The organism is Sinomonas susongensis (assembly GCF_005877005.1).
GTDB classification, from domain to species: Bacteria; Actinomycetota; Actinomycetes; order Actinomycetales; family Micrococcaceae; genus Sinomonas; species Sinomonas susongensis.
In genome coordinates, this window is record NZ_SSNH01000012.1 from 15404 (window position 1) to 38430 (window position 23027).

General features: G+C 69.6%; 23 protein-coding genes, 1 tRNA gene, 1 other RNA gene and 1 riboswitch. Of the genes, 16 read left to right on the forward strand and 9 right to left on the reverse strand.

Annotated features, from left to right (window positions below; translation table 11 throughout):
* Nucleotides 1–134: 134 nt before the first annotated feature.
* Nucleotides 135–219: transfer RNA gene (locus E6A21_RS14835), tRNA-Ser, on the reverse strand.
* 144 nt (nucleotides 220–363) lie between these two features.
* On the opposite strand from E6A21_RS14835, the gene E6A21_RS14840 reads away from it, so the two are divergent.
* A complete protein-coding gene (locus E6A21_RS14840) occupies nucleotides 364–699 on the forward strand; it encodes a YqfO family protein (RefSeq protein WP_138444933.1) in 336 nt (111 codons plus the stop codon).
* Here the strand turns inward: E6A21_RS14840 and E6A21_RS14845 are convergent.
* Together E6A21_RS14845 and E6A21_RS14850 are read right to left on the reverse strand one after the other, a co-directional pair.
* Entirely contained in the window at nucleotides 656–2023 is a 1368-nt protein-coding gene (locus E6A21_RS14845; RefSeq protein WP_138444934.1) for a HAMP domain-containing sensor histidine kinase, read from the reverse strand. The genes E6A21_RS14840 and E6A21_RS14845 overlap by 44 nt on opposite strands.
* Nucleotides 2020–2739, reverse strand: a complete 720-nt coding sequence (locus tag E6A21_RS14850) for a response regulator (RefSeq protein WP_138444935.1) — start codon at nucleotides 2737–2739, stop codon at nucleotides 2020–2022. Before E6A21_RS14850 ends, E6A21_RS14845 begins: the two co-directional genes overlap by 4 nt.
* Nucleotides 2740–2910: 171 nt before the next feature.
* On the opposite strand from E6A21_RS14850, the gene E6A21_RS14855 reads away from it, so the two are divergent.
* The 6 genes from E6A21_RS14855 (at nucleotide 2911) to E6A21_RS14880 (ending at nucleotide 9881) form a co-directional block, all read left to right on the forward strand.
* Nucleotides 2911–3525: a hypothetical protein gene (locus tag E6A21_RS14855; protein ID WP_138444936.1), complete on the forward strand. Its 615-nt coding sequence runs from the start codon at nucleotides 2911–2913 to the stop codon at nucleotides 3523–3525.
* Nucleotides 3526–3567: 42 nt separating this feature from the next.
* An RNA gene (gene ffs, locus E6A21_RS14860) (signal recognition particle sRNA small type) lies at nucleotides 3568–3664 on the forward strand.
* 53 nt (nucleotides 3665–3717) lie between these two features.
* On the forward strand, nucleotides 3718–6738 hold the full coding sequence (locus tag E6A21_RS14865; RefSeq protein WP_138444938.1) for a DNA polymerase III subunit gamma and tau: 3021 nt from the start codon (nucleotides 3718–3720) through the stop codon (nucleotides 6736–6738).
* 53 nt (nucleotides 6739–6791) lie between these two features.
* A complete protein-coding gene (gene recR, locus E6A21_RS14870; protein WP_138444939.1) occupies nucleotides 6792–7391 on the forward strand; it encodes a recombination mediator RecR in 600 nt (199 codons plus the stop codon).
* Between the two features lie 65 nt (nucleotides 7392–7456).
* Entirely contained in the window at nucleotides 7457–8479 is a 1023-nt protein-coding gene (locus E6A21_RS14875; protein WP_138444940.1) for an isopenicillin N synthase family dioxygenase, read from the forward strand.
* Nucleotides 8480–8567: 88 nt separating this feature from the next.
* On the forward strand, nucleotides 8568–9881 hold the full coding sequence (locus E6A21_RS14880) for an aspartate kinase (RefSeq protein ID WP_138444941.1): 1314 nt from the start codon (nucleotides 8568–8570) through the stop codon (nucleotides 9879–9881).
* 100 nt (nucleotides 9882–9981) lie between these two features.
* Here E6A21_RS14880 and E6A21_RS14885 read toward each other — a convergent pair whose 3' ends face one another.
* Both E6A21_RS14885 and E6A21_RS14890 read right to left on the reverse strand, forming a co-directional pair.
* Nucleotides 9982–10230 carry a hypothetical protein gene (locus E6A21_RS14885; RefSeq protein WP_425471564.1) on the reverse strand — a complete coding sequence of 83 codons (249 nt, stop codon included), beginning with the start codon at nucleotides 10228–10230 and terminating at the stop codon, nucleotides 9982–9984.
* A 74-nt stretch (nucleotides 10231–10304) separates the two neighbouring features.
* Nucleotides 10305–10529: a hypothetical protein gene (locus E6A21_RS14890; protein WP_138444942.1), complete on the reverse strand. Its 225-nt coding sequence runs from the start codon at nucleotides 10527–10529 to the stop codon at nucleotides 10305–10307.
* Nucleotides 10530–10614: 85 nt separating this feature from the next.
* On the opposite strand from E6A21_RS14890, the gene E6A21_RS14895 reads away from it, so the two are divergent.
* The 5 genes from E6A21_RS14895 to purL all read left to right on the forward strand — a co-directional run bounded on the left by E6A21_RS14895 (nucleotide 10615) and on the right by purL (nucleotide 15885).
* Nucleotides 10615–11115, forward strand: coding sequence for a MarR family winged helix-turn-helix transcriptional regulator (locus E6A21_RS14895; protein ID WP_246036549.1), 501 nt, complete (start codon nucleotides 10615–10617; stop codon nucleotides 11113–11115).
* A 344-nt stretch (nucleotides 11116–11459) separates the two neighbouring features.
* On the forward strand, nucleotides 11460–12386 hold the full coding sequence (locus E6A21_RS14900; protein WP_138444943.1) for a 3-methyladenine DNA glycosylase: 927 nt from the start codon (nucleotides 11460–11462) through the stop codon (nucleotides 12384–12386).
* 84 nt (nucleotides 12387–12470) lie between these two features.
* Nucleotides 12471–12770 (forward strand): phosphoribosylformylglycinamidine synthase subunit PurS, encoded by a 300-nt coding sequence (purS, locus tag E6A21_RS14905; RefSeq protein ID WP_138444944.1) that lies wholly within the window; start codon nucleotides 12471–12473, stop codon nucleotides 12768–12770.
* A gap of 2 nt (nucleotides 12771–12772) precedes the next feature.
* Nucleotides 12773–13558, forward strand: a complete 786-nt coding sequence (purQ, locus tag E6A21_RS14910; RefSeq protein WP_138444945.1) for a phosphoribosylformylglycinamidine synthase subunit PurQ — start codon at nucleotides 12773–12775, stop codon at nucleotides 13556–13558.
* Nucleotides 13555–15885, forward strand: coding sequence for a phosphoribosylformylglycinamidine synthase subunit PurL (gene purL / locus E6A21_RS14915; RefSeq protein ID WP_138444946.1), 2331 nt, complete (start codon nucleotides 13555–13557; stop codon nucleotides 15883–15885). The genes purQ and purL overlap by 4 nt, the downstream gene beginning before the upstream one ends.
* A gap of 116 nt (nucleotides 15886–16001) precedes the next feature.
* Here the strand turns inward: purL and E6A21_RS14920 are convergent, their stop codons facing one another.
* The 4 genes from E6A21_RS14920 to E6A21_RS14935 form a co-directional block, all read right to left on the reverse strand.
* Nucleotides 16002–16295: a DUF503 domain-containing protein gene (locus E6A21_RS14920; RefSeq protein WP_138444947.1), complete on the reverse strand. Its 294-nt coding sequence runs from the start codon at nucleotides 16293–16295 to the stop codon at nucleotides 16002–16004.
* Nucleotides 16296–16422: 127 nt separating this feature from the next.
* Nucleotides 16423–17337 (reverse strand): oxygenase MpaB family protein, encoded by a 915-nt coding sequence (locus tag E6A21_RS14925; protein ID WP_138444948.1) that lies wholly within the window; start codon nucleotides 17335–17337, stop codon nucleotides 16423–16425.
* 122 nt (nucleotides 17338–17459) lie between these two features.
* Nucleotides 17460–17945 (reverse strand): flavin reductase family protein, encoded by a 486-nt coding sequence (locus E6A21_RS14930; protein ID WP_138444949.1) that lies wholly within the window; start codon nucleotides 17943–17945, stop codon nucleotides 17460–17462.
* A 38-nt stretch (nucleotides 17946–17983) separates the two neighbouring features.
* Nucleotides 17984–18096, reverse strand: a riboswitch (SAM riboswitch).
* Nucleotides 18097–18233: 137 nt separating this feature from the next.
* The gene (locus E6A21_RS14935) at nucleotides 18234–18590 is read right to left on the reverse strand and encodes a hypothetical protein (RefSeq protein WP_138444950.1); all 357 of its coding nucleotides are present in this window, start codon (nucleotides 18588–18590) and stop codon (nucleotides 18234–18236) included.
* Between the two features lie 93 nt (nucleotides 18591–18683).
* Between E6A21_RS14935 and E6A21_RS14940 the strand changes: the two genes are divergently transcribed.
* The 4 genes from E6A21_RS14940 (at nucleotide 18684) to E6A21_RS14955 (ending at nucleotide 23024) form a co-directional block, all read left to right on the forward strand.
* Nucleotides 18684–19673, forward strand: a complete 990-nt coding sequence (locus tag E6A21_RS14940; RefSeq protein ID WP_138444951.1) for an ArsR/SmtB family transcription factor — start codon at nucleotides 18684–18686, stop codon at nucleotides 19671–19673.
* Nucleotides 19674–19885: 212 nt separating this feature from the next.
* The gene (gene sfnG, locus E6A21_RS14945; protein WP_138445005.1) at nucleotides 19886–21154 is read left to right on the forward strand and encodes a dimethylsulfone monooxygenase SfnG; all 1269 of its coding nucleotides are present in this window, start codon (nucleotides 19886–19888) and stop codon (nucleotides 21152–21154) included.
* The gene (locus E6A21_RS14950; protein ID WP_138444952.1) at nucleotides 21154–22527 is read left to right on the forward strand and encodes an O-acetylhomoserine aminocarboxypropyltransferase/cysteine synthase family protein; all 1374 of its coding nucleotides are present in this window, start codon (nucleotides 21154–21156) and stop codon (nucleotides 22525–22527) included. Before sfnG ends, E6A21_RS14950 begins: the two co-directional genes overlap by 1 nt.
* Nucleotides 22524–23024, forward strand: a complete 501-nt coding sequence (locus tag E6A21_RS14955) for a CoA-binding protein (RefSeq protein WP_138444953.1) — start codon at nucleotides 22524–22526, stop codon at nucleotides 23022–23024. Before E6A21_RS14950 ends, E6A21_RS14955 begins: the two co-directional genes overlap by 4 nt.
* Nucleotides 23025–23027 lie beyond the last annotated feature (3 nt).

The following is a 23027-nucleotide window of genomic DNA, read 5'->3' on the forward strand; positions in this document are numbered from 1 at the left end:
CGTTCCGGAAGAGGCTGCGGGTCCGGAGCAGCTCCAGATAGTCAGCCCAAAGCACGACACCCCCAGTCCGAAGACCGGGGGTGTCGTGAGTGTCGCGGCTCATCCTGATGGATGTCCCGCTTCACCACTCGATGCGGAGGATGGGGGATTTGAACCCCCGAGGGCGTGAACCCAACACGCGTTCCAGGCGTGCGCCATAGGCCGCTAGGCGAATCCTCCAGATTGCCCGCGCAAAGCCGCGCCCGAGGGAGCGCCCCTGTGCAGAGCAGACTCTAGAATACCCGAGGTTTCCGGATGCTCCGAATCGAGCCCGCGCCCCGAACGAGCCGCTGCCCGCAACGAGCCCGTGCGAGACTGAGCGGCATGGAGGAGTTCGACTGCCTTGTCGTCTACGTCCCGACCGCCGACGCCGACGCCCTCCGAACAGCCATCGCCAGCGCCGGGGCGGGTCGCCTCGGCAACTACGCCGGGTGCAGCTTCAGCGTCGAGGGGACCGGGCGCTTCGCCCCGTTGGACGGCGCACAGCCGGCGATCGGGACGGTAGGAGAGCAGGTGCAGGTTCCCGAGACCCGGATCGAGGCGATCTACCCTCGCGGCGGACGGAACGCGATCGTCCGCGCACTCCTTGCGGCCCACCCGTACGAAACGCCCGCGTTCATGACGTTCCCTGTGGATGTGAGCCGGCCGCCGGAAGCCTGACGGCGAAGCACGCCCCGCCTTCCGGCGCCCTTCCGGCGACGAGCTGCCCCCCGAGCCGGCCCGCGAGGCGCTGCGCGATCGAGAGCCCGAGCCCCGTCCCGACCGGCCGCTCCCCCTGATAGCGCGAATGGAGCGCGCCTCGCTCGAACGCGTGGGCGAGGTCGTCCTCGCTCAGCCCGGGGCCGCCGTCGCGCACTTCGAGGACGACGGCGCCGTCCTCCCGCCGCCCCGCGAGCACCACGGGCGCTCCGGCGGGAACGGCACGGAGGGCGTTTTCCACAAGCCCGTCGAGGAGCTGCCGCAGCCGGCGCGCGTCCGTCACGACGGGGACGGGTCCCTGCAGTTCGGAACGCAGAACCACCCCTGCGGTCTCGGCCGCACCGCGCCACGCCTCGAGGACCGCGGGCAGGATCGCGGCGGCGTCGACGAGCTGGAGGTCCACCCTGAAGTCGTCGGCCTCGAGCCGGGCCAGCTCGAGCAGGTCGCTCACGAAGTGGTCGAGGCGGTCGGCCTCGGCGCCGAGCGTCTGGCCTACCCGACGCACGTCCCCGGCGGGGATCATCCCGTCGGCGAGCGCCTCTGCGTAGCCTCGAACGGCAGTGAGCGGCGTCCGCATCTCGTGTGAGACGGAAAGGAGGAACTCGCGCTGCCGCGCCTTGCTCGCGGCCAGCGAGGCGTCAAGGGCATCGAGGGCATGGGCAACCTGCCCCACCTCGGCCGGGCCGCCGGCGTCGACCGCCACACCGCGCTCGCCGCCTGCAAGCCGACGGGCCGCGGACGCGACGTGCACGAGCGGCCGCGCGACCCATCGGGCCACGAGTGCGCCGCCCGCAACGGCGCAGCCGAAGCCGATGAGCAGGGCCCACAGAAGCCGTGTCACGAGCGGCACCGCGGCTTGGTTCACGGCCGAGACCGGCTCGACGAGCACTAGACCGCCGCCAGCCGCAAGGGGCCGGGCTTCGACGACGACCGGCGTCCCGTTCACCGTCTCGGTCTGCGAGAAGGACTTGCCCGCGAGGACCCTCGAGACAGCCGCCCGGCTCACGAACCCCCGGCCAGCGCCGCTCACGATGCCGGCCGGGCTCACGAGTGCGATCCGGCCCGCCTCGCCGACCGCGAGCTCGCGGAGGGAAGCGAGATCGGTCACCGAGCCGGACGTGCTGAGCGCCTGCGCCTGGCGCGCGAGGCTCGCGCGGGCCTGGTCGACGGCGGCCGACCGGATGAGCTGCGCGCCCACGAGCCCGGCGACGAGGGTCGCCACCGCCGCCACGGCGGCAGTCACCAGGGTGACGCGCGCGTAGAGCGAGCGCAGCCACTTCCTCACGGACCCACGCCGCCCGAGCCCTCCACCGACACGCTGTAGCCGACCCCACGGATGGTCCTGATCGGGCTCGCGTCTCCGAGCTTGGCGCGGAGCTGCGCGACGTGGACGTCGACCGTCCGGCCCCCGCTGTAGTCGGCCTGGCCCCAGACGGCCGAGAGGAGCTGCTCGCGGCTGAACACGCGCCCGGGCTGGGTCATGAGGTGGGCCAGCAGGTCGAATTCGAGCGCGGTGAGCTGCACCGGCCGCCCGTCCGCCTCGACGGTGCGCCGGCCCGCGTCCACCCGTACGAGACCCACTGTCAGGACACGCGGCGCCTGCGGACCGGCCGCCCGCCGGAGGACGCTGCGGACCCGGGCGACGAGCTCGCGCGGGGAGAAGGGTTTGGTGAGGTAGTCGTCGGCACCGAGCTCGAGGCCGAGGACGCGGTCCACCTCGTCGTCGCGGGCCGTCACGAAGATCACGGGGGTCCAGTCGTCCTCCTCGCGGAGGCGGCGGCAGACCTCGACGCCGTCGAGACCCGGCAGGCCCACATCGAGGACGATGGCAACGGGGCGCAGCTGGCGGACCCGTGCGAGCGCGACGGCGCCGTCGCGCTCGACGTGCACCCCGAACCCGGCGCGGGCGAGGTAGAGGCGTTCGAGGTCCGCGATGGCGTGCTCGTCCTCGACCACGAGCACGAGCCCGCGCCCCTCGACCGAGTTGTCCACGGGAACCATTCAAGCGCACCCTTCAAATGCACGACGCCGCTCCCGGACCGTAGGCGGGTCGCCGCAGCGAGACTTTACAGTCCCCGAACATTGGCCGAACAGGGGCCCTTGCCGTGCGTGGGGAAGATCGAACCCGAACCCGGAGGACCTTCCGGAAGAACCCGCGAGAAAGGACAGGCCATGGACGAGAGAACAGACGGACCCTGGGACGCCCCACAGCGGAAGAGCACCGGCCGCCGCTGGAAGGCGGGTGCCGCCTCCGCGCTCGCCGCAGCCCTCCTCGCCGGAGGAGGCATCGCCGTCGCCCTCGACGCGCGCCAGCCGCAGAACGACGCCGCCCAGCCGGCCGCCCTCGTCGTGCCGGCCGCGAATTCGACGGCGTCGCCGTCGCCTTCTGCGTCCGCGCCGGCGAAGACCCAGCAGACGGACCGGGCCGCCCTGCGCAGGGCTCTCGCCGTCGTCATCCGACAGGACGGCACAGCCCAGTACGGCCCACACGCCCAAGCAGCCGCCCGTGCGGTTGCCAACCGCTTCCCCGCCGCATTCCGCCGTCTGCCGGCCAAGCTGCGGCAGGACCTGTGGACGCTTGCCGGGGCGCCCGCTGGCCAAGAGGTCGCGGACGCCCAGACGATCAAGAAGGGGGCCCTCGACGGCACGTACGGCTCCGCCGTCCAGAAGGTCGCGCAGGCGATCCAGAAGGCGCCGGCTGCTCCGAAGACACCCAAGCCGGGCACCTCGGCACCGAGCACCCCGGCGCCGAGCGCGACCACTCCGAGCGCGACCACCGGGAGCTGACGGGCCGGTTCGAGGCACCCGTGGAACTCCGCTAAGATGGAACCCAGCCCCTCATGTGGCGTCATCCTGCTGAACTCCCCCAGGACCGGAAGGTAGCAAGGGTAGGTGGGCTCTGGCGGGTGCATGAGGGGCCTTTTCATACCTGTGGATAACCCGCTTGGGGTGTCAGTCCTGATTGGTAGGGTTTTCTCTGTGACTTCTCCGACTGCCCTCTATCGCCGGTATCGGCCGGACACGTTCCAGAACGTGATCGGGCAGGAGCATGTCACCGAACCGCTCATGACGGCGCTCCGGAAGAACCGCGTCAACCACGCCTATCTCTTCTCCGGTCCGCGCGGCTGCGGCAAGACCACTTCGGCCCGAATCCTCGCCCGCTGCCTCAACTGCGAGAAGGGCCCGACCCCCGAGCCGTGCGGAGTCTGCCCGAGCTGTGTCGAGCTCGCGCGCGGCGGATCCGGCTCGCTCGACGTCATAGAAATCGACGCCGCGAGCCACGGCGGTGTGGACGACGCGCGGGACCTCCGCGAGCGGGCGACCTTTGCCCCCGTCCGGGACCGCTACAAGATCTTCATCATCGACGAGGCCCACATGGTCACGTCGGCCGGCTTCAACGCGCTGCTCAAGATCGTCGAGGAGCCGCCGGAGCACATCAAGTTCATCTTCGCGACGACTGAGCCCGACAAGGTCATCGGCACCATCCGCTCGCGTACCCACCACTATCCGTTCCGCCTCGTGCCGCCCGAGCCGCTCATGGCGTACCTCGAGAAGCTCTGCGCCGAGGAGCATGTGGCCGTCGAGCCGGGAGTCCTCTCGCTGGTCGTCCGCGCGGGCGGGGGGTCCGTGCGAGACTCGCTCTCCGTGCTCGACCAGCTCATGGCCGGAGCTGGCACGGGTGGCATCGACTACGAGCTGGCCGTCGCCCTTCTGGGGTACACGCACGCCGCGCTGCTCGACGACGTCGTCGACGCCGTCTCCGCGGGCGATTCCGGGACCGTCTTCCGGGCCGTGGACCGGGTCATCCAGACCGGCCACGACCCGCGCCGGTTCGTCGAGGACCTCCTCGAGCGGTTCCGCGACCTCATCATCGTCCAGGCCCTCCCGGAGGCTGCGCAGTCGATCCTCCGCGGCGTGCCGGCCGACCAGCTTGCACGCATGAGGACGCAGGCGCAGTCCCTGGGCTCGGCGGAGCTCTCGCGGGCAGCCGACATCACGAACGCGGCCTTCAACGAGATGACGGGGGCGACGTCGCCCCGGCTCCATCTCGAGCTCCTCTGCGCGCGGCTCATGCTGCCCGGCGCGGACAGCGACAACGGCTTGGCCGCGCGGCTCGACCGCCTCGAGCGTCGGCTCTCGTTCGAGCATGGACCGGGCGGTACGGTTCCGGACTCCGAGGCCCCGCCGCAGGCCGTGCCAGCTGGCCCGGCGGCTGCTGGCCCGGCGGCTGCTGCAGTTCCAGTGGACGACACGCGCCCTGCCGCTCCGGTTCCGGCATCCACAGAGCCTGGTCGCGGCATTCCCGCGCCCAGCACCCCCGCGCCCAGCACCCCCGGTCCCGGCGCCCCCGCGCCCAGCGCCCCCGAGCTCAGCAGCCCCAGCCCCAGCAGCCCCGCGCCCAGCACCCCCAGCCCCGGCAGCCCGGAGCGCAGCATTGCCGAGCCTCAGGTTCACGAGCGCCCGGCTCCCGAGCGCCAGGTCCCCGAGCGCCCGGCCCCCGAGCCCCGTGTCGCGGGGCCGCAGGCCCAGACGCCCACTCCCGCGTCCCCGGAGCCTGCCGCGGCCGATGTTCCCCCGCGGACGCAGCCTGAACCGGAGCCGAGTGCGCCGGCGGGCGCTGCCCACGGCGGTTCGGGCAGCGTGGAGATGTTCCGGCGCGCCTGGCCCGAGATCCTGGAGGCGCTCACAGCGATCAAGCGCCTCACCTGGATCCTCGTGAGCCAGAACGCGAACGTGGCCGGGTTCGATGGGAGGACCCTCACCCTCGCGTTCGCCAACTCAGGGTCCGTCAACTCGTTCTCTCGCGGCGACCACGCGGACAACGTGCGCAGTGCGGTCCAGAAGGTGCTCGGTGTCGAGGTCCAGATCGACGCGACCACCGGCGGGAACGGTCCGGTTCCCGCCGGAGCGAGGGGAGCTGAGCCGGGCCCAAAAGCGCCGGCTGACAGTCTCCCGGGCTCCCCCGCGCCCGAAACCGGCAGCGTTCCGGAAGGGCGTCGTGGCGCCGCAGCAGCGGCCGCGCCGACTCCATCGCCCGCCCCGGCTCCTTCGCCTGTGCCGCCATCGCCCGCGCTGGCTCCTCCGAGCGCCGACACTGCACCCACTGCACCACCTGCGCCGAGCGCGGCCGACATCACTTGGGGCCTCGCCCCGGCCCCCGCAGGTGGCCCCGCGGCCCCGGCGGAGGGGTCCGTCGAAAGCCAGCCATCTCGTGTGGCCGCGGCCGGAGCCGCCTCACCCGAGCCCGAGCCCGAGCCCGAGCCGACCCCACCGGCAGCCGCGGTAGAACCAGACCGCCGCGGGCAGAACAGCCGCGACGGGCAGACAGGCGGTGACGGGCGGGAGGGCGAGGAACCACAGCGGCCGCAGCCCGGGCCTGCGACAAGCCCCCGACCTTCCGATGATCCCTATGCGGACATCCCGTACGCGGACGACGAGCCACCGGCCGACTGGGACGAGCCGCTCCCGGAAGACGAGGGACGGCGTCGTCCGTCTGGCCCCGTCGAGCCGTCGTCGTCTCGCCGGTCCGAGGCCAAGCCTGTGGAGACGGGCGGCAGCGAGCCTGCTGGGCGCGATCCTTGGGCCTACGCCCGCGAGTCTTCCCCCGGCGTCTGGTCTGTCGGGAGCGAGCCGAACACGGGAGCGAACGCTGAAACGGCGCCGCCCTCGGCGGCAGGGGGAAAGCCGTCGTCGTACGCGCCCGCCACTGCGCAGCCGCCCGCTCCCACCCGCTCCGAGGGCCCCGCGGACGACGCCGGCCAGAACCTGAGCATGTACCAGCGCCTTTCGCGGCGCGCAGCACAGCAGCGGGCGCAGGAGCAGGCGAAGGTCCAAGCGGCGAGCGTCCGGGCGCAGCCGGTGGTCGAGGACATTCCCAGCGCGGACGACGAGACCGTCGAGGCGTCGGGCCTGTTCGGTCGCGCGGCTGTCGAGCGGATCCTCGGCGGCAAGCTCGTCGAAGAGCGGTCGCTGGACGGCACAGTCATCCCGCCGCGTTAGCCGCCAACCGCGCCGGGCGCTGCCTCGGCGGCTGGAGGCGGTAGCGTAGTGGGGTGTATGAAGGCGCAGTCCAGGATCTGATCGACGAACTCGGCAGGCTCCCCGGCATCGGACCGAAATCCGCTCAGCGACTCGCCTTCCACATCCTCGAGGCCGACGCGGACGACATGAAGCGCCTCGCCACCGCCATCACGATCGTCAAGGAACGGGTCAAGTTCTGCCAGATCTGCGGCAACGTGTCGGAGCAGGAGACCTGTTCGATCTGCCGCGATCCCCGCCGGGACCCGAGCGTCATCTGCGTGGTGGAGGAGTCGAAGGACGTCGTGGCGGTCGAGCGCACCCGTGCATTCCGAGGCCGGTACCACGTCCTCGGCGGCGCGATCAACCCCATAGCGGGGATCGGCCCCGACCAGCTCCGCATCCGCGAACTCCTCGGCCGGCTCAACGACGAAGCCGTCACGGAGGTCATCATCGCCACGAACCCCAATCTCGAGGGGGAGGCGACGTCGACGTATCTGGCCCGAATACTGCAGAGCATCGGCATCAAGGTGACCCGTCTCGCTTCGGGACTCCCCGTCGGCGGCGACCTCGAATACGCGGACGAGATCACGCTCGGGCGCGCGTTCGAGGGCAGGCGCAGCGCCATCGGCTGAGCCCACGATGTGGGATTTGTGACAAAATGTTACGCCCGCAACCGTGGCAGGAGCATGCTGGAAGCATGAGCGCACCACGAACTTCCGTGCCCATCCTCGACCTCGCCACCGCGAAGGACGAGAAGGGGCAGTTCACACCAGACTTCCTCGATGCTCTCCGAGATGCCGCCCACAACGTCGGCTTCTTCCAGGTAGTCGGCTATGGCGGACGGCCGGGCCAGGACCAGGAGCTCCTCGACACCGTCGCGGAATTCTTCCGGCTCCCGCTCGAGGACCGCCTCGCCCTGGACAACCGGTCCTCGGCCCAGTTCCGCGGGTACACGAGGCTTGGCACCGAGGTGACCCAGGGCCGGGCCGACTCCCGCGAGCAGATCGACTACGGGCCGGACCGGGAACCGCTCGCGCACGTGCCGGCGGAACAGCCGTACCTTCGGTTGCAGGGGCACAACCAGTGGCCGGCCGCATACCCAGAGCTCGAGAAGGCCGCCATGGAGTGGGCTGAGCTCATGTCCCATGTCGGGGCCGAACTCCTCTCCGGCATCTCCGAGGCCATCGGGCTCCCCAAGGACTACTTCGACGAGAAGTTCTCGGGCACGCCCGCCTGGATGGGCAAGCTCGTGCACTACGTGGGCGGCGTCGTCCCCGAGGCGGGCGACCAAGGGGTCGGCTCGCATGCAGACTACGGCTTCGTGACCCTCCTCCTGCAGGACTCCGTGGGTGGCCTCGAAGTCAAGCCCTACGGCCAGGACGAATGGATCGACGTGCCCCCGACTCCGGGCGCACTCGTCGTGAACCTCGGCGAGATGCTCGAGGTCGCGACCGACGGGTACCTCATGGCGACCATCCACCGCGTCACGGCGCCGCCACCCGGCGTCGACCGCTATTCGGTGCCGTTCTTCTGGTCGCCGCGCCTCGACGCGGTGATCGACAAGGTTGAGCTTCCGAACGAGCTCGCCGCCGAGGCGCGCGGCGTCTCGGACGATCCCGACAACCCGATGCTCGCGACCTATGGCGAGAACGTCCTCAAGGGCTGGCTCCGGGCCCACCCCGAGACCGCACGGCTCCACTACCCGGAGCTCGCGCGCTGACGTCACAGTAGGCATGGACGTGCGGGCGTGGCGATAGAATGTTCCGCGAATCTCCTTCGCTTCCTACATCGCCTGTGAGTGTGCCCGCATGTCCTTGCCGCCTGTGCTGCCCGCCAAGCAACTCGTCGTCCAGAAGTTCGGCGGCTCGTCCGTCGCGGACGCCGCGGGCATCAAGCGGGTAGCCCAACGGGTCGTGGACTATCACGAGGCGGGGCACGAAGTCGTCGTCGTCGTCTCCGCAATGGGCGACACGACAGACGAGCTCCTCGACCTCGCCGCCCAGATCACCGACAGCGCGCCCGCCCGCGAGATGGACATGCTGCTCTCCGCGGGCGAGCGCATGTCGATGGCCCTCCTCGCGATGGCCATCGACAAGCTCGGCCACAGGGCGCAGTCGTTCACGGGTTCGCAGGCCGGCATGATCACGGACGGCACGCACGGCAAGGCGCGCATCATCGACGTCGACCCCCACCGCATCCGGACGTCGCTCGACAAGGGCAACATCGCCATCGTCGCGGGCTTCCAGGGGATGAGCCGGGAGAGCCGCGACATCACGACTCTCGGCCGCGGCGGTTCGGACACGACGGCGGTCGCGCTCGCCGCGGCGCTCGACGCCGACGTGTGCGAGATCTACACGGATGTCGACGGGGTCTACACGGCCGATCCGCGCGTCGTGCCCTCCGCCCGGAAGATCGACACGATATCGAGCGAGGAGATGCTCGAGCTCGCCGCCTCGGGCGCCAAGATCCTCCACCTGCGCTGCGTCGAATACGCGCGCCGCTTCGGGGTTCCGCTGCACGTGCGGTCCTCGTTCAGCCTCAACGAGGGGACGTGGGTGCTGCCCTCCCCCGAGGACAAGTTCACGATCAGCGAGGGAGTCGCCTTGGAACAGCCCATCATCTCCGGTGTCGCGCACGACCGCTCCGAGGCCAAGGTCACCGTGGTCGGCGTCCCGGACATCCCGGGCAAGGCTGCGGCGATCTTCCAGGTCATCGCGAGGGCGAACTCGAATATCGACATGATCGTGCAGAACGTCTCGACGTTCGGCCGCGGCAAGACGGACATCTCCTTCACGCTCCCGATCATCGAGGGCGCGAACGCGCTCAACGCCCTCAAGGCCGCCCAGGGCGAGATCGGCTTCGAAGACGTCGAGTACAACGCCGAGATCGGCAAGCTCTCACTCATCGGTGCCGGGATGCGCTCGCACCCCGGCGTCTCGGCCACCTTCTTCAAGGCCCTCTCGGACGCGGGCATCAACATCGACATGATCTCCACGTCGGAGATCCGCATCTCGGTCGTGACCCGGGCGGACCTCCTCGACGCCGCCGTGCGCGCGATCCACACGGCGTTCGACCTCGACGTCGACACTCAGGCGACCGTCTACGGCGGCACGGGGCGCTAGCCCACCCCACCCGAACGCGGACAGACAGCGAGACCGCAGGTGCAAACCTGCGGTCTCGTCTCTTCAAGGGTTCTCGTATCGCGAGCCGGCGGGCACCGCGTCAGTGGTGCTCTTTTCTCACCGCGTAGTGGTGGCCCTCAGCGTCTGTGACGATCTCGAATCCGCGGAGGTCCTCCTCCGATGCATCCTCGTAGACGTCGTGCTTGTGGAGCACGGGGGATTCAAGGTCTCCGCGCTGCGGCTGGACCAGGATCCTCACCGCCTCGTCGGTCATATGCATGAACCTGTCGAGCGCATGGTGCTCATGCACCTTCGGGGTCCGGAACTTCTTCTCCTGGGAATCGGGCATGTCTCACCCCCTTCCGCCGCAGCCATTCTACGCCGGGGTGTGACCTGACGCCTCAGGGGTCGAAGGGCGGAACCTCAGCGCAGGGAGCGGTCGCCAGGATCCTTCGGCACGACATAGGTGCTGCCGTCGGGCCGCGTCACCGTCTCCCACTGCTGGGCCTCGGCTTCGCGTTCCGCGAGGAGTTCCTTGTTCGCGGCCGTCATCTCGCCTTCGGTCGTTCCTCGGTGGGCCGGGCCGAAGAAGAAGCGGAGCTTGCCGGTGGCACGCATGAACCGCTGGGAAAAGTTCTCGTGGGCCATAGTCCCTCCTCCGTAGGGTGCGCATCCTCGGGATGCACATCCATAGTACCCTCATTATTAGCGTACTAAATATCAGGAGGAAGCCGTGAGCACCTTGACCGAGAGCCAGACGGAGGGCGAGCCCCAGGCCGAAGAGGACCTCCTGCTCGAGCGCCAGCTCTGCTTCGCTCTGAGCGTCGCGAGCCGCAGCGTAGTCGCCGCCTACCGACCCGTGCTCGAACCCATGGGCCTGACCCACCCCCAGTACCTCGTGATGCTCGCCCTCTGGGAGCGGAGCCCACGCACCGTGCGGGACGTGAGCGAAGCCCTCCTCCTCGAGCCCGCGACAATGACGCCGCTGCTCAAGCGACTCGAGGAAGCGGGGCTCGTGACGCGGTCCCGTCAGGCCGGCAACGAGCGCGCCCTCGACGTCGCCCTCACACCGGCAGGCCGAGCCCTCCGCGAGAAGGCCCTCGCGGTGCCGGTCACGATGATGGCGCGCCTCGGCATCACGAGGGAAGAGGCCGAAGAGCTCCACCGATCGATGATGAGGCTCATCACCGCAGCGCAGGCGAGCAGGGACACCGACGCGGCCAAGCGCAGCTGACGCCTCCGCTGCCGCCGCACAGTACCCGCGGAGCTCCCGCATTCCGGCGCCCCCGGCCGGTCTCCCCAGTTTTTGCTCCGGCCTCCCCAGTTTTTGCTCCGCCCTCCCCAGTTTTCGCTCCGGCCTCCCCAGGTTTTGCACCGGCCCCCCCAGTTTTGCTCCGGCCTCCCCAGTTCTGACGACGACGGCGGCACGACTCGCCGCCAAGATGGCCGCCCAGCCGCGGGTTGAACCCTAAAACTGGGGAACCCGACGGAGAAACTGGGGAAACTGGCGCAGAAGCTGGGGAAACCGGCGCAGAAGCTGGGGAGTTCGGCGACAGTCCGCGCGGGGATAATGGACCAGTGCACTCTTCCGTCAGCACCGTCCTCACCCAGGACGAGTGGCTCCCCCGCGCCGAGGCGCACGCCCGCCGGGCTGCAGGCTTCAGCGAACCGTTCGTCGCCCGGCGGAACGCCCGGAAGAAGCATCCCGTCGAGGACTTCCTCTTCACCTACTACACGCACAAGCCCGCCCAGCTCGCCCGCTGGCACCCGGGTGCCGGCGTCGTCCTTTCCGGGGAGGCCGCAGCCGAGCGGCTCGGCTGGAAGAACTACCGCGCACTCACGGACGCCGAGCGGGAAGCGAGCGGCCTCACGGCCGGAGGGACCGCCGTCGTGCTCGACGCCGAGGGCTACCTTCGCGAGCGCGAGGAGACCCTGCGCTTCTGCCCCCTGATCCTGCGCGGCACTGCCCAGCGGCCGGGACAGTTCGGCTGCTTCGGGCTGCACGAATGGGCGATGGTGTACCACTCCGAGAAGTTCGGCATCCGCCACGAATACCTTCCCCTGCGGCTGGGCGCCGAGGGCACGGACCGGGTGGTCGAGGAGCACCGCATCCGCTGCACGCACTTCGACGCCTTCCGCTTCTACACGCCAGACGCCGCGCCCAGGAACGAGTTCCAGCCCACCCGCGAGACCCAGCGCACGCTCGAGCAGCCCGGATGCCTCCACGCGAACATGGACCTGTACAAGTGGGCGTACAAGCTGGGGCCGGCCGTCCCCGGCGAGCTCCTCATGGACTGCTTCGAGCTCGCGTGGCGGGTCCGGGAGATGGACATGCAGGCCTCCCCCTACGACCTTTCCGGCTGGGGGTACGCGCCCATCGCGATTGAGACGCCCGCGGGCAAGGCGGAGTACGTCGAGAAGCAGCGGCAGTTCGCGGCCGAGGCCGCAGTGCTGCGGGAGCGGCTGGCGACGGCGATCGAGCCCTTGGTCGCGGCCCTTCCCTAGCCGGACGACGCCGCGATTCCAGTCGCTTTGCCCTGCTCCGGTAGAATGGAGCTGCACCTCCCTTCAATCACCAGGAGCCCATTGATGCCCCGGATCGTTGTCGATGTCATGCCGAAACCCGAGATTCTGGACCCTCAGGGAAAGGCAATCGTGGGGGCGCTGCCGCGACTCGGGTTCACCGCGTTCAGCGGCGTGCGGCAGGGGAAGCGCTTCGAGCTCACGGTCGAAGGCCCGGTCACCGACGAGATCCTCGAGCAGGCCCGCGAGGCCGCCGCGACGATGCTCTCCAACCCGGTGATCGAGGACGTCGTGAACGTCGAGGTCCTCGACGAGGCTGCCGCCGCGGCCTCCGAGGACGTGGCCGCTCCGGCCGAGGCTGAGTGAGCATGAGCGAGACTCCCCTCATCGGCGACGTCGGCACGGCCGCCGGCGCGGCGCTCTCGGGCACTCCCCTTTCCGGTGCCCGCATCGGGGTTGTGACCTTCCCCGGAACCCTCGACGACCGGGATGCAGCCCGCGCCGTGAAGCTCGCGGGCGGCACTCCCGTCGCGCTCTGGCACGCGGACAGCGAGCTCGGCGACGTCGACGCCGTCGTCCTCCCCGGCGGGTTCAGCTACGGCGACTATCTGCGCGCCGGCGCGATCGCTCGGTTCGCGCCGCTCATGTCGAAGATCACAAAAGCAGCTTCGGGGGCGGCGTCCTCGAATCCTCTCCCCGTGCTCGGCATCTGCAACGGCTTCCAGATCCTCACCGAGGCGCACCTGCTGCCCGGTTCGATGATCAAGAACGACCACCTCAAGTTCATCTGCCGTGACCAGGCCTTGCGTGTCGAGAACAATCGGACGGCCTGGACCAATCAGTTCGAGGAGGGCCAGGAGATCACCGTGGTCCTCAAGAACCAGGACGGCCAGTACGTCGCCGACGAGAAGACCCTCGACGAGCTCGAGGGCGAGGGACGTGTCGCGTTCCGCTACGTGGGCTGGAACCCGAACGGCTCTCGGCGCGGGATCGCCGGCATCACGAACGCTGCAGGGAACGTCCTGGGGCTCATGCCGCACCCCGAACACGCCGTCGAGCCCGGATTCGGCCCCCTCGGCGCCGACGGGCACTACAGCACCGATGGGCTTGGCTTCTTCGCGTCCGTCCTGAGCCAACTGGTGGACGCAAAATGACCGCAGGGAATAGGACAGTGCAGACAGCGCCCAAGTTCAACATCGACACCGTCGAGCACGCGGCCGGGACCCCCGACGTCGAGCTGCCTTGGGCCGAGCTGGGCCTCAAGCAGAACGAGTTCGAGGAGATCGTCAAGCTCCTCGGCCGCCGCCCCACCGCCGCCGAGCTCGCAATGTACTCGGTCATGTGGAGCGAGCACTGCTCCTACAAGTCGTCGAAGGTGCACCTCCGCCAGTTCGGCGAGAAGCTCACCGACGAGATGAAGAAGGACATGATGGTGGGCATCGGCGAGAACGCCGGCGTCACCGACCTCGGCGACGGCTGGGCCGTCACGTTCAAGGTCGAGTCCCACAACCACCCGTCCTTCGTCGAGCCGTACCAAGGTGCGGCGACCGGCATCGGCGGCATCGTCCGCGACATCATCTCGATGGGCGCGCGTCCCGTGGCCGTCATGGACCCGCTCCGCTTCGGCGCGATCGACCACCCGGACACGCCGCGCCTCGTGCACGGGATCGTCTCCGGAATCGGTGGGTACGGCAACTCCCTCGGCCTGCCCAACATCGGCGGCGAGGTCGTGTTCGACTCCGTCTACCAGGCGAACCCGCTCGTGAACGCGCTCGCCGTCGGCGTCCTCCGGCATGAGGACCTCCGCCTCGCGAACGCGTCTGGCGTGGGGAACCGGGTGGTCCTGTTCGGCGCCCGCACCGGCGGCGACGGCATCGGCGGCGCGTCCGTGCTCGCCTCCGAATCGTTCGACGACAGCAAGCCGTCGAAGCGCCCCGCCGTCCAGGTCGGCGACCCGTTCGCCGAGAAGGTCCTCATCGAGTGCTGCCTCGAGCTCTTCAAGCACTCGCTCGTCGAGGGCATCCAGGACTTGGGCGCGGCCGGCATCTCGTGCGCGACGTCGGAGCTCGCCTCGAATGGCGACGGCGGCATGCGCGTCGAGCTGACGAGCGTCCTCCTCCGCGACCCCACCCTGACTCCGGGCGAGATCCTCATGTCCGAGTCGCAGGAGCGCATGATGGCGGTTGTTACTCCGGAGAACGTGGCCGAGTTCGAGAAGGTCATGGAGAAGTGGGACGTCGAGTTCTCGTGGCTCGGCGAAGTCACCGACTCGGGCCGGCTCGTCATCACGTGGGACGGCGAGACGATCGTCGACGTCGACCCGCGCACCGTGGCCCACGAGGGACCGGTCTACAACCGGCCCTTCCACCGGCCCGAGTGGCTCGATGACGTCCAGAAGGACGGTTTCCGCGCGTCGTCGGCCGGGAAGAGCCTGCCCGCCTCGGGCGAGGAGCTCAAGGCCGCTGTGCTCGAGCTCATGGCGTCGCCGAACATGTGCGACAAGTCGTGGGTCACGAGGCAGTACGACAGCTACGTCGGCGGCAACACGACGCTGGCCTCCCCCGACGACGCAGGCGTGGTCCGCGTCGACGACGAGACGGGCCTCGGCGTCGCCATCTCCACCGACGCCAACGGCCGCTATGCGTACCTCGACCCCTACGCCGGCGCGCAGCTCGCCCTCGCGGAGTCGTACCGCAACGTCGCCACCTCGGGCGCAGTCCCGATGGCTGTCACGGACTGCCTGAACTTCGGCTCGCCTGAGGATCCGGAGGTCATGTGGCAGTTCGCGGAGGCCGTGCGCGGCCTGGCCGACGCGTGCCAGACGCTCGGCATCCCGGTGACGGGCGGCAACGTCTCGCTCTACAACCAGACGGGCACGACGGCGATCCACCCCACCCCGGTCGTGGGAGTCCTCGGCAAGTTCGACGACGTCGCCCGCCGCACGCCGTCGGGCTGGCAGCAGAACGCGGACGGTCAGGCGGTCTACCTCCTCGGGACGACGCGCGACGAGCTCGACGGCTCCGAGTTCGCCAACCTGCGTGGGCACCTCGGCGGCCTCCCGCCGAAGCTCGACCTCGAGGCGGAGAAGACGCTCGGCGCGATCGTCATCAACGCGTCGCGAGACGGCATGGTCGATTCCGCACACGATCTCTCCGAGGGCGGCCTCGCGGCGGCCCTGTCCGAGATGGTGCTGCGCTTCGGCGTCGGCGCCCGCGTCGCGCTGGACGACCTGTGCGAGCGCGACGGGGTTGACGCTTTCACGGCGCTGTTCTCTGAGTCCCAGGCGCGCGCCGTCGTCGCCGTCCCGCGCTCGGAGGAGGTGCGCTTCAACGACATGGCGAACGCGCGCCAGTTCCCGGTACTGCGTCTCGGCGTCGTCGACGTTTTGGCGACCTCGCTCGAGGTGCAGGGCCTCTTCGAACTGCCCATCGCGGAACTCCGCGAGGCCCACGAGGGGACGCTGCCGAAGTACTTCGGCTGAGCCTCCCGACGTGGGCCGGAAATGCCCCGCCTTTCGGACCCAACCCTGCGAAACAGCAGGGGGCGAAGTCCGAAAGGCGGGGCATTTTCATGTCGTCGGCCTTAGATCGTCAGCCCTCAGTCCTCGCTGTGCAGTTCCCGCCGCCGGGCGCTGAGGAGGTCCACTTCCCGGCGTGCGGCCACGAGGCGTTCGACGGCGTCGAGCACCTCGACCGCGTGCGCGCGATCCGGCGAGACCAGGGCAGCACCGATGCGGGCACGGCGATGCAGGTCCTGGTCGCCGACCTCCGCAGCCGAAACGTCGAACCGCCGCCTCAGTTCAGCGACGATGGGCCGGACGACCGCGCGTTTCTCCTTGAGCGAGTGCACGTCGCCCAAGAGGATGTCGAACTCTATCCACGCGATCCACATGCGGCCATTCTTCCCGGGCTACGGCGCAGGGGGCGCAGTTGGCGTACCCGAAACGAGGAGGGGGCGCAGTTGGCGTACCCGAAACGAGGAGGCGGCGCAGTTGGCGTACCCGAAACGAGGAGGGGGGTTAGAGGACGCCGAGGCGGGTCAGACGACGGCGGGCAGCGGCCTCGCTCGGGCCGGTGCTCCCCAGTGTGCGGCCGACGACGGCGAGGGTCGCCTGGGCGGCGGGGCGGACGGGCAGCCGGAGAGGGCCGACGGACGCGCGTCGCAGCCCGAGCAGTTCGAGATGCCGGTCGCTCATCGAGTCGACGGCCGCGGCGAAGAGCAGCCGATGCCCGGGAACGAGCATGGGGTCGAGCGGTGGGCGCCGGAGGAAGCCGACCACGTCGTCGACGCGCGGGCCGCCCGCCAGGCTCGCGCCGTCGTCGTACTCCCCCATCCGCTCCCGCAGCGCGGAGACGGAGCGCGGCGGCTCCGGCACCCCCATGAGCTCGCCTGCCCGCGCCCATTCGGCGACGTAGGCGTCCGCCTCGGCAACCGGAAGTGGGCCCCTGATGTACTCGTAGGAGCCGAGGAAGGCATCCGCGAACGCGATGTGGACCCACTCTGCGAGCTCGGGGGCGTTGGCGGCGTAGGTCTGCCGGACGCCACGCCCGTCGACGTACTCGCCGACTACGGCTTCGTGCAGCCGCCGCACGTATGCGCATGCACGCTCGGCGGCACCGGTGTCCCCATACGTCACCGTGTAGATCCAGCGGATCGTTCCCGCGAGGCGCCCGAGCGGGTCCTCGCGGTAGTGGGAATGGTCCACGACGCCGGCGAGGACGCCGGGGTGCAGCGCCTGCGTGAGAAGGGCACGGATGCCGCCCATGAGGGGGGTCATGCCGCCATTGACCCGCCACGTGAGCGAGTCCGGCGGGAAGTAGCCGGCGTCGTCGCCCTCCGCCAGAGCCAGCTCCCACTCGGGGATGCCCTCGGTCTGACCCGAGAACGTCAGCTGGAGGCGGCGGCGCAATGGCGAGAGGACATCAAGGCTCACGCATCAAGCGTGGCGCAGTCGAGGCTCCGTCGGCAACGCCGTGGTGGGCAACGCTGCCCGCAGCCAGGACGAGGGCGCCCTCATCCCGGCCGCGGCCAGCGGTGCTGCTTGGCCCCGAACAGCTATTTGGCCCAGTACACGTGGTTGGTCAGGGGACGGAAGCTCTCCGGATCCGAGACGCTGACTGCCTCGCCGATCAGGATCACATGGTCCCCCGCGTCCACCCGCTGCCAGAGGCGACACTCGATACGCGGGACATCGACGGCCACAATAGGCGAGCCCAGCACGCCGGGCTCCCAGGCCAGTCCCGCGAACTTCTCCGTCCCCTTCGCCACGAATCGCTGCGCGAGACGGCGGTCTGCCTCGGACAGGATGTGCACGGCGAAGTTGTCGGTCGTGTTCCAGGCCTCGAACGACGACGAGCGCTTGTCCACGGCCCACGAGACCAGGGCGGGCTCGAGGCTGACGGACGTGAACGAGTTGCTCACGAGGCCGGCCAACGTGCCGTCGACTTGGGTGGTGACGACCGCGATCCCCGTGGCCCAGTGGCCCATGGCGCGGCGGAGTTCCGTGCCGTTGACGGCCTGGTCCACGGATGGGACGGTCATGGCGCTCCTCCAGCGTTCGGCCGGACGCCCGGTTCCGGGCGCCGTACTTGCCGCGGACTCTCGCCGCGACCGGATCCTCATCTGGGGCACCCCACTTACGGGAGAGGGTTGCCGCCCGGCCAGCCAGAGCTTTGCACCGGGGCTCTTGATCCTGCCCTTCAGCCTAGGGACAGCCTCTTTGGCTCGTAAAGCGATTCCGTAACACGGAAACACAACTTATTGGTCGTCCGGTCGTGACTCTCCGTGACGCTGTGTGGCGCGGCGAGCTTTGGCTTGAGGACTTCTGCGTCAGAAGACGCGAGTCGGCGATGCGCCCGCGCGGGCCAGGCGGACGGCGTCGTCGTCGCGCCGTTCGCGGAGGCGGGCGTCGATGGCCGCCGCTGCGTCGAGCGACTCACGCAGCCAAGCCCACGCTCGCCGGGCGGCCCGGCGGAGCCCGCCCAGATCCGGCAGGCCCAGCAGATCACCCGCATGGTCTGGAAGCGCGGTGGGCGCGACGAAGGGAGCGACCGCGAGCACCCGGTCATGCGGCGTCCGCATGGGACGGCGGGGTTCCGGGCGGAGCGGGTGGCGGACCGGGGCGGGGGCCGCTGCCCGGGATTCGAGGGCGTGTGACGAGGGGGTGCGAGTGGTTGCCGTGCTCATGTCCAGCAGTGTGCGCGTGCTCCGAGCGGGGCGAAACGATTCGGTCCTCCTCGAATCCTCGACCCCGGCCAGCCGGATTCCTACGCTGGAACCATGCTCATCCGACTCACGAGCGAAGACCTCACTCGCGTGCGTTTCGATGCCTCGCCGATGTGGGAGACCGTCACGAGCTTGCGCGCCCTCCAGCAGGGCACGCCCGTGCACCGGCCATGGATCGAGGAGGCGAAGAAGCGCCTCGCCGACTCCCCTGACCGGAAGGCGAAGGACCACCTCCGCCTCCTCACGACGCTCGTGCAGCCGAAGGGCTTCATCGCCGATTCGCTCACGCCGACGCCGACGCGGCAGGACTCGTTCCCGGAGACACTCGCCGCCGTCGCGGCCGTTCCAGCCGAGCTCTGGCTCCGTGACATCGGGTTCCTCGAGAAGCGCGATCTCCCGGACTACGCGAGGCGTGTCCTGGCAGAGCTCCACGACGACGTCGACGCCGGCATCCGCCGCGTGACCGCCGCCCTGAGCTGGTACTGGGCGACCGCCGTCGAGCCCTATTGGCCGCGCCTGCGCTCGGTGCTGCTCGCGGACATCGATTCCCGGCTCGAGAATCTCGCGCACTACGGCATTCAGGAGGTCTTCAAGACCCTGCATCCGAGCATCCGGCTTGGCGAGCAGGGCCTCGAGATCATGCGCGACTGCGAGGCCACCGACCGCCCGAAGCCCGGCGGCGGGCTTGTCCTCGTGCCGACGGCGTTCGTCTGGCCCTCCACGCTCGTACTCAACACGGCGCCGTTCGTCCCGACCATCACGTACGCGCCGCGCGGCGTGGGGCGACTGTGGGAGAAGACGCGGGAGACGCAGGAGAGCCCCATCTCCCGGCTCCTCGGGCGCACGCGTGCCCAGATCCTCGCGCAGCTCGACGTCCCGATGACGACGACGCAGCTCGCCTGTGCGCTCGACCTCGCGGCCGGGACGGTCAGCAGTCATCTGAAGGTCCTCGCCGAGTCCGGGCTTACCGAGCCGGTGCGGGCCGGCCGCGAGGTGTTCTATCAGCGGGGGAAGGTGGGCGAGCAGCTGCTCGCGAGGGCGTGAGGAACCGCGGCGAGGTTCCCGATCGAAGGATGTTCGGATGAATCAAGTCGAGACCCTCCGTGACGAAATGGTTTGCATCGTTACGCCCCTATTCAGGAGAATCTCAATGACCCATCCTGAGCGGCCGAGAGATCTGGATCTGCGACGCCGCAGCAACCCTGGACCGTCGGCGAATCATGCCAGCCGTGCCAAAGGTGCTACTGCCAGAAGCGATGGTGAGTGCCCCGCTCTCGTCGCGCCCGAGTTCAAGGAGCGCAGCCGTGTCCGATCACGTCATCGATTTCGAGACCCCCCTCAAGTTCGCCTATTGGGTGCCCAACGTCTCGGGAGGCCTCGTCGTCTCCACGATCGAGCAGCGCACCCACTGGGAGTTCGAGTACAACCGCAAGCTGGCGCGGACCGCTGAGAACTGCGGCTTCGAATACGCCCTCACGCAGACCCGCTACGGCGCGAGCTACGGCGCGGACAAGCAGCACGAGGCCACGTCCTTCTCGCTCGCCCTCCTCGGGGCGACCGAGCGGCTCAAGGTCATCGCGGCGGTCCACCCCGGCATGTGGCACCCCGGGGTCCTCGCGAAGTTCATCATCACGGCAGACCATCTCTCGGGCGGACGCGCGGCCGTGAACATCGTCTCAGGCTGGCTCAAGGACGAGTTCGTGAACTTCGGCCTCGAGTGGCTCGAGCACGACGAGCGCTACGTCCGCACCGAGGAGTTCATCAACGCGCTCCGCGGGCTGTGGACGGAGCAGGGCTACTCGCAGTCCGGGAAGTACTACAACATCAAGGACTTCACGCTGAACCCGGCCCCGGTGAGTGTCGAGGGGCGTCCGCACCCCGAGATCTTCTTCGGTGGCAACTCGACCGCGGCGCAGGCAGCGGCCGGCCGTACGGCGGACTGGTACTTCTCGAACGGCCGCGACATCGAGGGCTTCAAGGCGAACATCGCCGGCGTGCTCGCCGCAGCTAAGGAAGGCCGGAAGGCCCCGGCGTCCCCGCGGTTCGGCCTCAACGGCTTCGTCATCGCCCGCGACACCGAGAAGGAAGCCCACGACACCCTCCGCGAGATCATCGAAAAGGCCCACCGGCCGGCGGTCGAAGGCTTCGCCGCGGCGGTGAAGGAGGCCGGCCAGTCCACGAAGGACGGCAAGGGCATGTGGGAGGACTCGACCTTCGAGGACCTCGTCCAGTACAACGACGGCTTCCGCACGAAGCTCATCGGCACGCCCGAGCAGATCGCCGAACGCATCGTCGAGTACAAGAAGATCGGCGTCAACCTCTTCCTCACCGGCTACCTGCACTTCCAGGAGGAGATCGAGGCGTTCGGCCGCGACGTGCTCCCCATCGTGCGCGAGCTCGAGGCGGACCTCGCCCGGAAGAACGGCACCGAGCTCAATACCGAGCTCCTCCCCGTGACGAACTTCGACGCCGTCCGGGGCGACGCGGGCCTCGCAGGCGCTGGCGTGGCCGGGGCAGGCGCCTGATGGCCGAGCGCCAGTTCGGCTTCCGCACCAGAGCACTCCACGCAGGCGGCACGCCGGACGCCGAGCACGGTGCGAGGGCCGTGCCGATCTACCAGTCGACGTCGTTCGTGTTCAAGGACACCGACGACGCCGCGAACCTCTTCGCGCTCCAGAAGTACGGCAACATCTACTCCCGCATCGGCAACCCGACGGTCGCCGCCTTCGAGGAACGCATCGCGTCCCTCGAGGGCGGCCTTGGTGCGGTCGCGACGTCGTCAGGCATGGCCGCGGAGTTCATCACGTTCGCCGCTCTCGCCCAAGCGGGCGACCACATCGTCGCGTCGTCGAAGCTGTACGGCGGCACCATCACGCAGCTCGACGTGACGCTGCGCCGCTTCGGCATCGACACCACGTTCGTGGACAGCACGGAAGCCGCAGACTTCAAGGCCGCGCTCCGGGGCAACTCGAAGGCCGTCTACACCGAAGTGGTCGCAAACCCCTCCGGCGACATCGCCGACCTCCCCGGCCTGGCCGCCGTCGCCCACGAGCACGGCGTCCCGCTCGTGGTCGACTCGACGCTCACTCCCCCGTACCTCCTGCGGCCGATCGAGCACGGCGCGGACATCGTGATCCATTCGGCGACCAAGTTCCTCGGCGGCCACGGCACCACACTGGGCGGCGTCGTCGTCGAAAGCGGGACGTTCGACTGGGGCAACGGCAAGTTCCCGTCCATGACCGAGCCCGTGCCGAGCTATGGGAACGTCTCCTGGTGGGGCAACTTCGGCGAGTACGGCTTCCTCACGAAGCTCCGCTCGGAGCAGCTGCGCGACATCGGGCCCTCGCTCTCGGCGCAGTCCGCGTTCCAGCTCCTACAGGGTGTGGAGACGCTCCCGCAGCGCATGGACGCCCACCTCTCGAACGCGCAGCGGGTCGCGGAATGGCTCGACGCGGACGCACGTGTCACCTATGTGAACTACGCCGGCCTGCCGTCGCACCCGCAGCACGGACGCGCCACCGAGCTCCTGCCGCTCGGCGTCGGCTCGGTGTTCAGCTTCGGGGTCAAGGGCGGCCGCGAGGCCGGCGCCCGCTTCATCGAGGCGCTCCAGCTCGCGAGCCACCTGGCCAACATCGGCGACGCTCGCACCCTCGTGCTGCACCCCGGATCGACCACGCACCAGCAGCTCTCGTCCGCCCAGCTCGCCGCCGCGGGGGTGCCCGGGGACCTCATCCGGCTCTCGGTGGGGCTAGAGGATGTCGAGGACATCATCTGGGATCTGGACCAGGCGCTTGCGGCTTCCCAGCAGGCCGAGGATCAGTTCGCTGAGCCGACCTACGACGGCGAGGCGTGCGCAGTGCCGGGCGTCGCCGCTGCTTCGAAGGGAGTCGCCGAATGAGCACTGCAGCCAGCCAGCGCACGTGGGCAGGGCCTTCCGCCGTCGAGCGCCTCAGCATCCTGCGGGAGACGAAGGTCATCGCGATGGTGGGCGCCTCCGACAAGCCGAGCCGGGCGAGCTACTTCGTCGCGACGTACCTGCTCTCCTCGACGAAGTACCGCGTCTACTTCGTCAACCCCGTCGTCAAGACGATTCTGGGGCAGCCGGTCTACCCCTCGCTCGCGGACCTCCCCGAGACCCCGGACCTCGTGGAGGTCTTCCGCAGGCACGACGACCTCCCAGGCGTCCTCGAAGAGGCAAAATCCGTCGGGGCCAAGACGATCTGGCTCCAGCTCGGATCGTGGCACGAGGGCGTCGCGGCGGACGCCGAAGCGGCAGGGATCAACGTGGTCATGGACCGCTGCGTCAAGATCGAGCACGCCCGGTTCCACGGCGGCCTGCACCTCGCGGGCTTCAACACCGGCGTCATCTCGAGCAGGCGGCAGGTGCTGGCCTAGACG

Coding starts and splice junctions, on each gene's coding strand:
- E6A21_RS14855 (WP_138444936.1), top strand. CDS start 2,911: ATGGACGAGAGAACAGACGGACCCTGGGACGCCCCACAGCGGAAGAGC.
- E6A21_RS14920 (WP_138444947.1), bottom strand. CDS start 16,295: ATGTGGATCGCGTGGATAGAGTTCGACATCCTCTTGGGCGACGTGCAC.
- purQ (WP_138444945.1), top strand. CDS start 12,773: ATGAGCGAGACTCCCCTCATCGGCGACGTCGGCACGGCCGCCGGCGCG.
- E6A21_RS14875 (WP_138444940.1), top strand. CDS start 7,457: ATGAGCGCACCACGAACTTCCGTGCCCATCCTCGACCTCGCCACCGCG.
- E6A21_RS14840 (WP_138444933.1), top strand. CDS start 364: ATGGAGGAGTTCGACTGCCTTGTCGTCTACGTCCCGACCGCCGACGCC.
- purS (WP_138444944.1), top strand. CDS start 12,471: ATGCCCCGGATCGTTGTCGATGTCATGCCGAAACCCGAGATTCTGGAC.
- E6A21_RS14955 (WP_138444953.1), top strand. CDS start 22,524: ATGAGCACTGCAGCCAGCCAGCGCACGTGGGCAGGGCCTTCCGCCGTC.
- purL (WP_138444946.1), top strand. CDS start 13,555: ATGACCGCAGGGAATAGGACAGTGCAGACAGCGCCCAAGTTCAACATC.
- E6A21_RS14885 (WP_425471564.1), bottom strand. CDS start 10,230: ATGCCCGATTCCCAGGAGAAGAAGTTCCGGACCCCGAAGGTGCATGAG.
- E6A21_RS14940 (WP_138444951.1), top strand. CDS start 18,684: ATGCTCATCCGACTCACGAGCGAAGACCTCACTCGCGTGCGTTTCGAT.
- E6A21_RS14890 (WP_138444942.1), bottom strand. CDS start 10,529: ATGGCCCACGAGAACTTTTCCCAGCGGTTCATGCGTGCCACCGGCAAG.
- E6A21_RS14880 (WP_138444941.1), top strand. CDS start 8,568: ATGTCCTTGCCGCCTGTGCTGCCCGCCAAGCAACTCGTCGTCCAGAAG.
- E6A21_RS14935 (WP_138444950.1), bottom strand. CDS start 18,590: ATGAGCACGGCAACCACTCGCACCCCCTCGTCACACGCCCTCGAATCC.
- E6A21_RS14930 (WP_138444949.1), bottom strand. CDS start 17,945: ATGACCGTCCCATCCGTGGACCAGGCCGTCAACGGCACGGAACTCCGC.
- E6A21_RS14850 (WP_138444935.1), bottom strand. CDS start 2,739: ATGGTTCCCGTGGACAACTCGGTCGAGGGGCGCGGGCTCGTGCTCGTG.
- E6A21_RS14950 (WP_138444952.1), top strand. CDS start 21,154: ATGGCCGAGCGCCAGTTCGGCTTCCGCACCAGAGCACTCCACGCAGGC.
- sfnG (WP_138445005.1), top strand. CDS start 19,886: ATGGTGAGTGCCCCGCTCTCGTCGCGCCCGAGTTCAAGGAGCGCAGCC.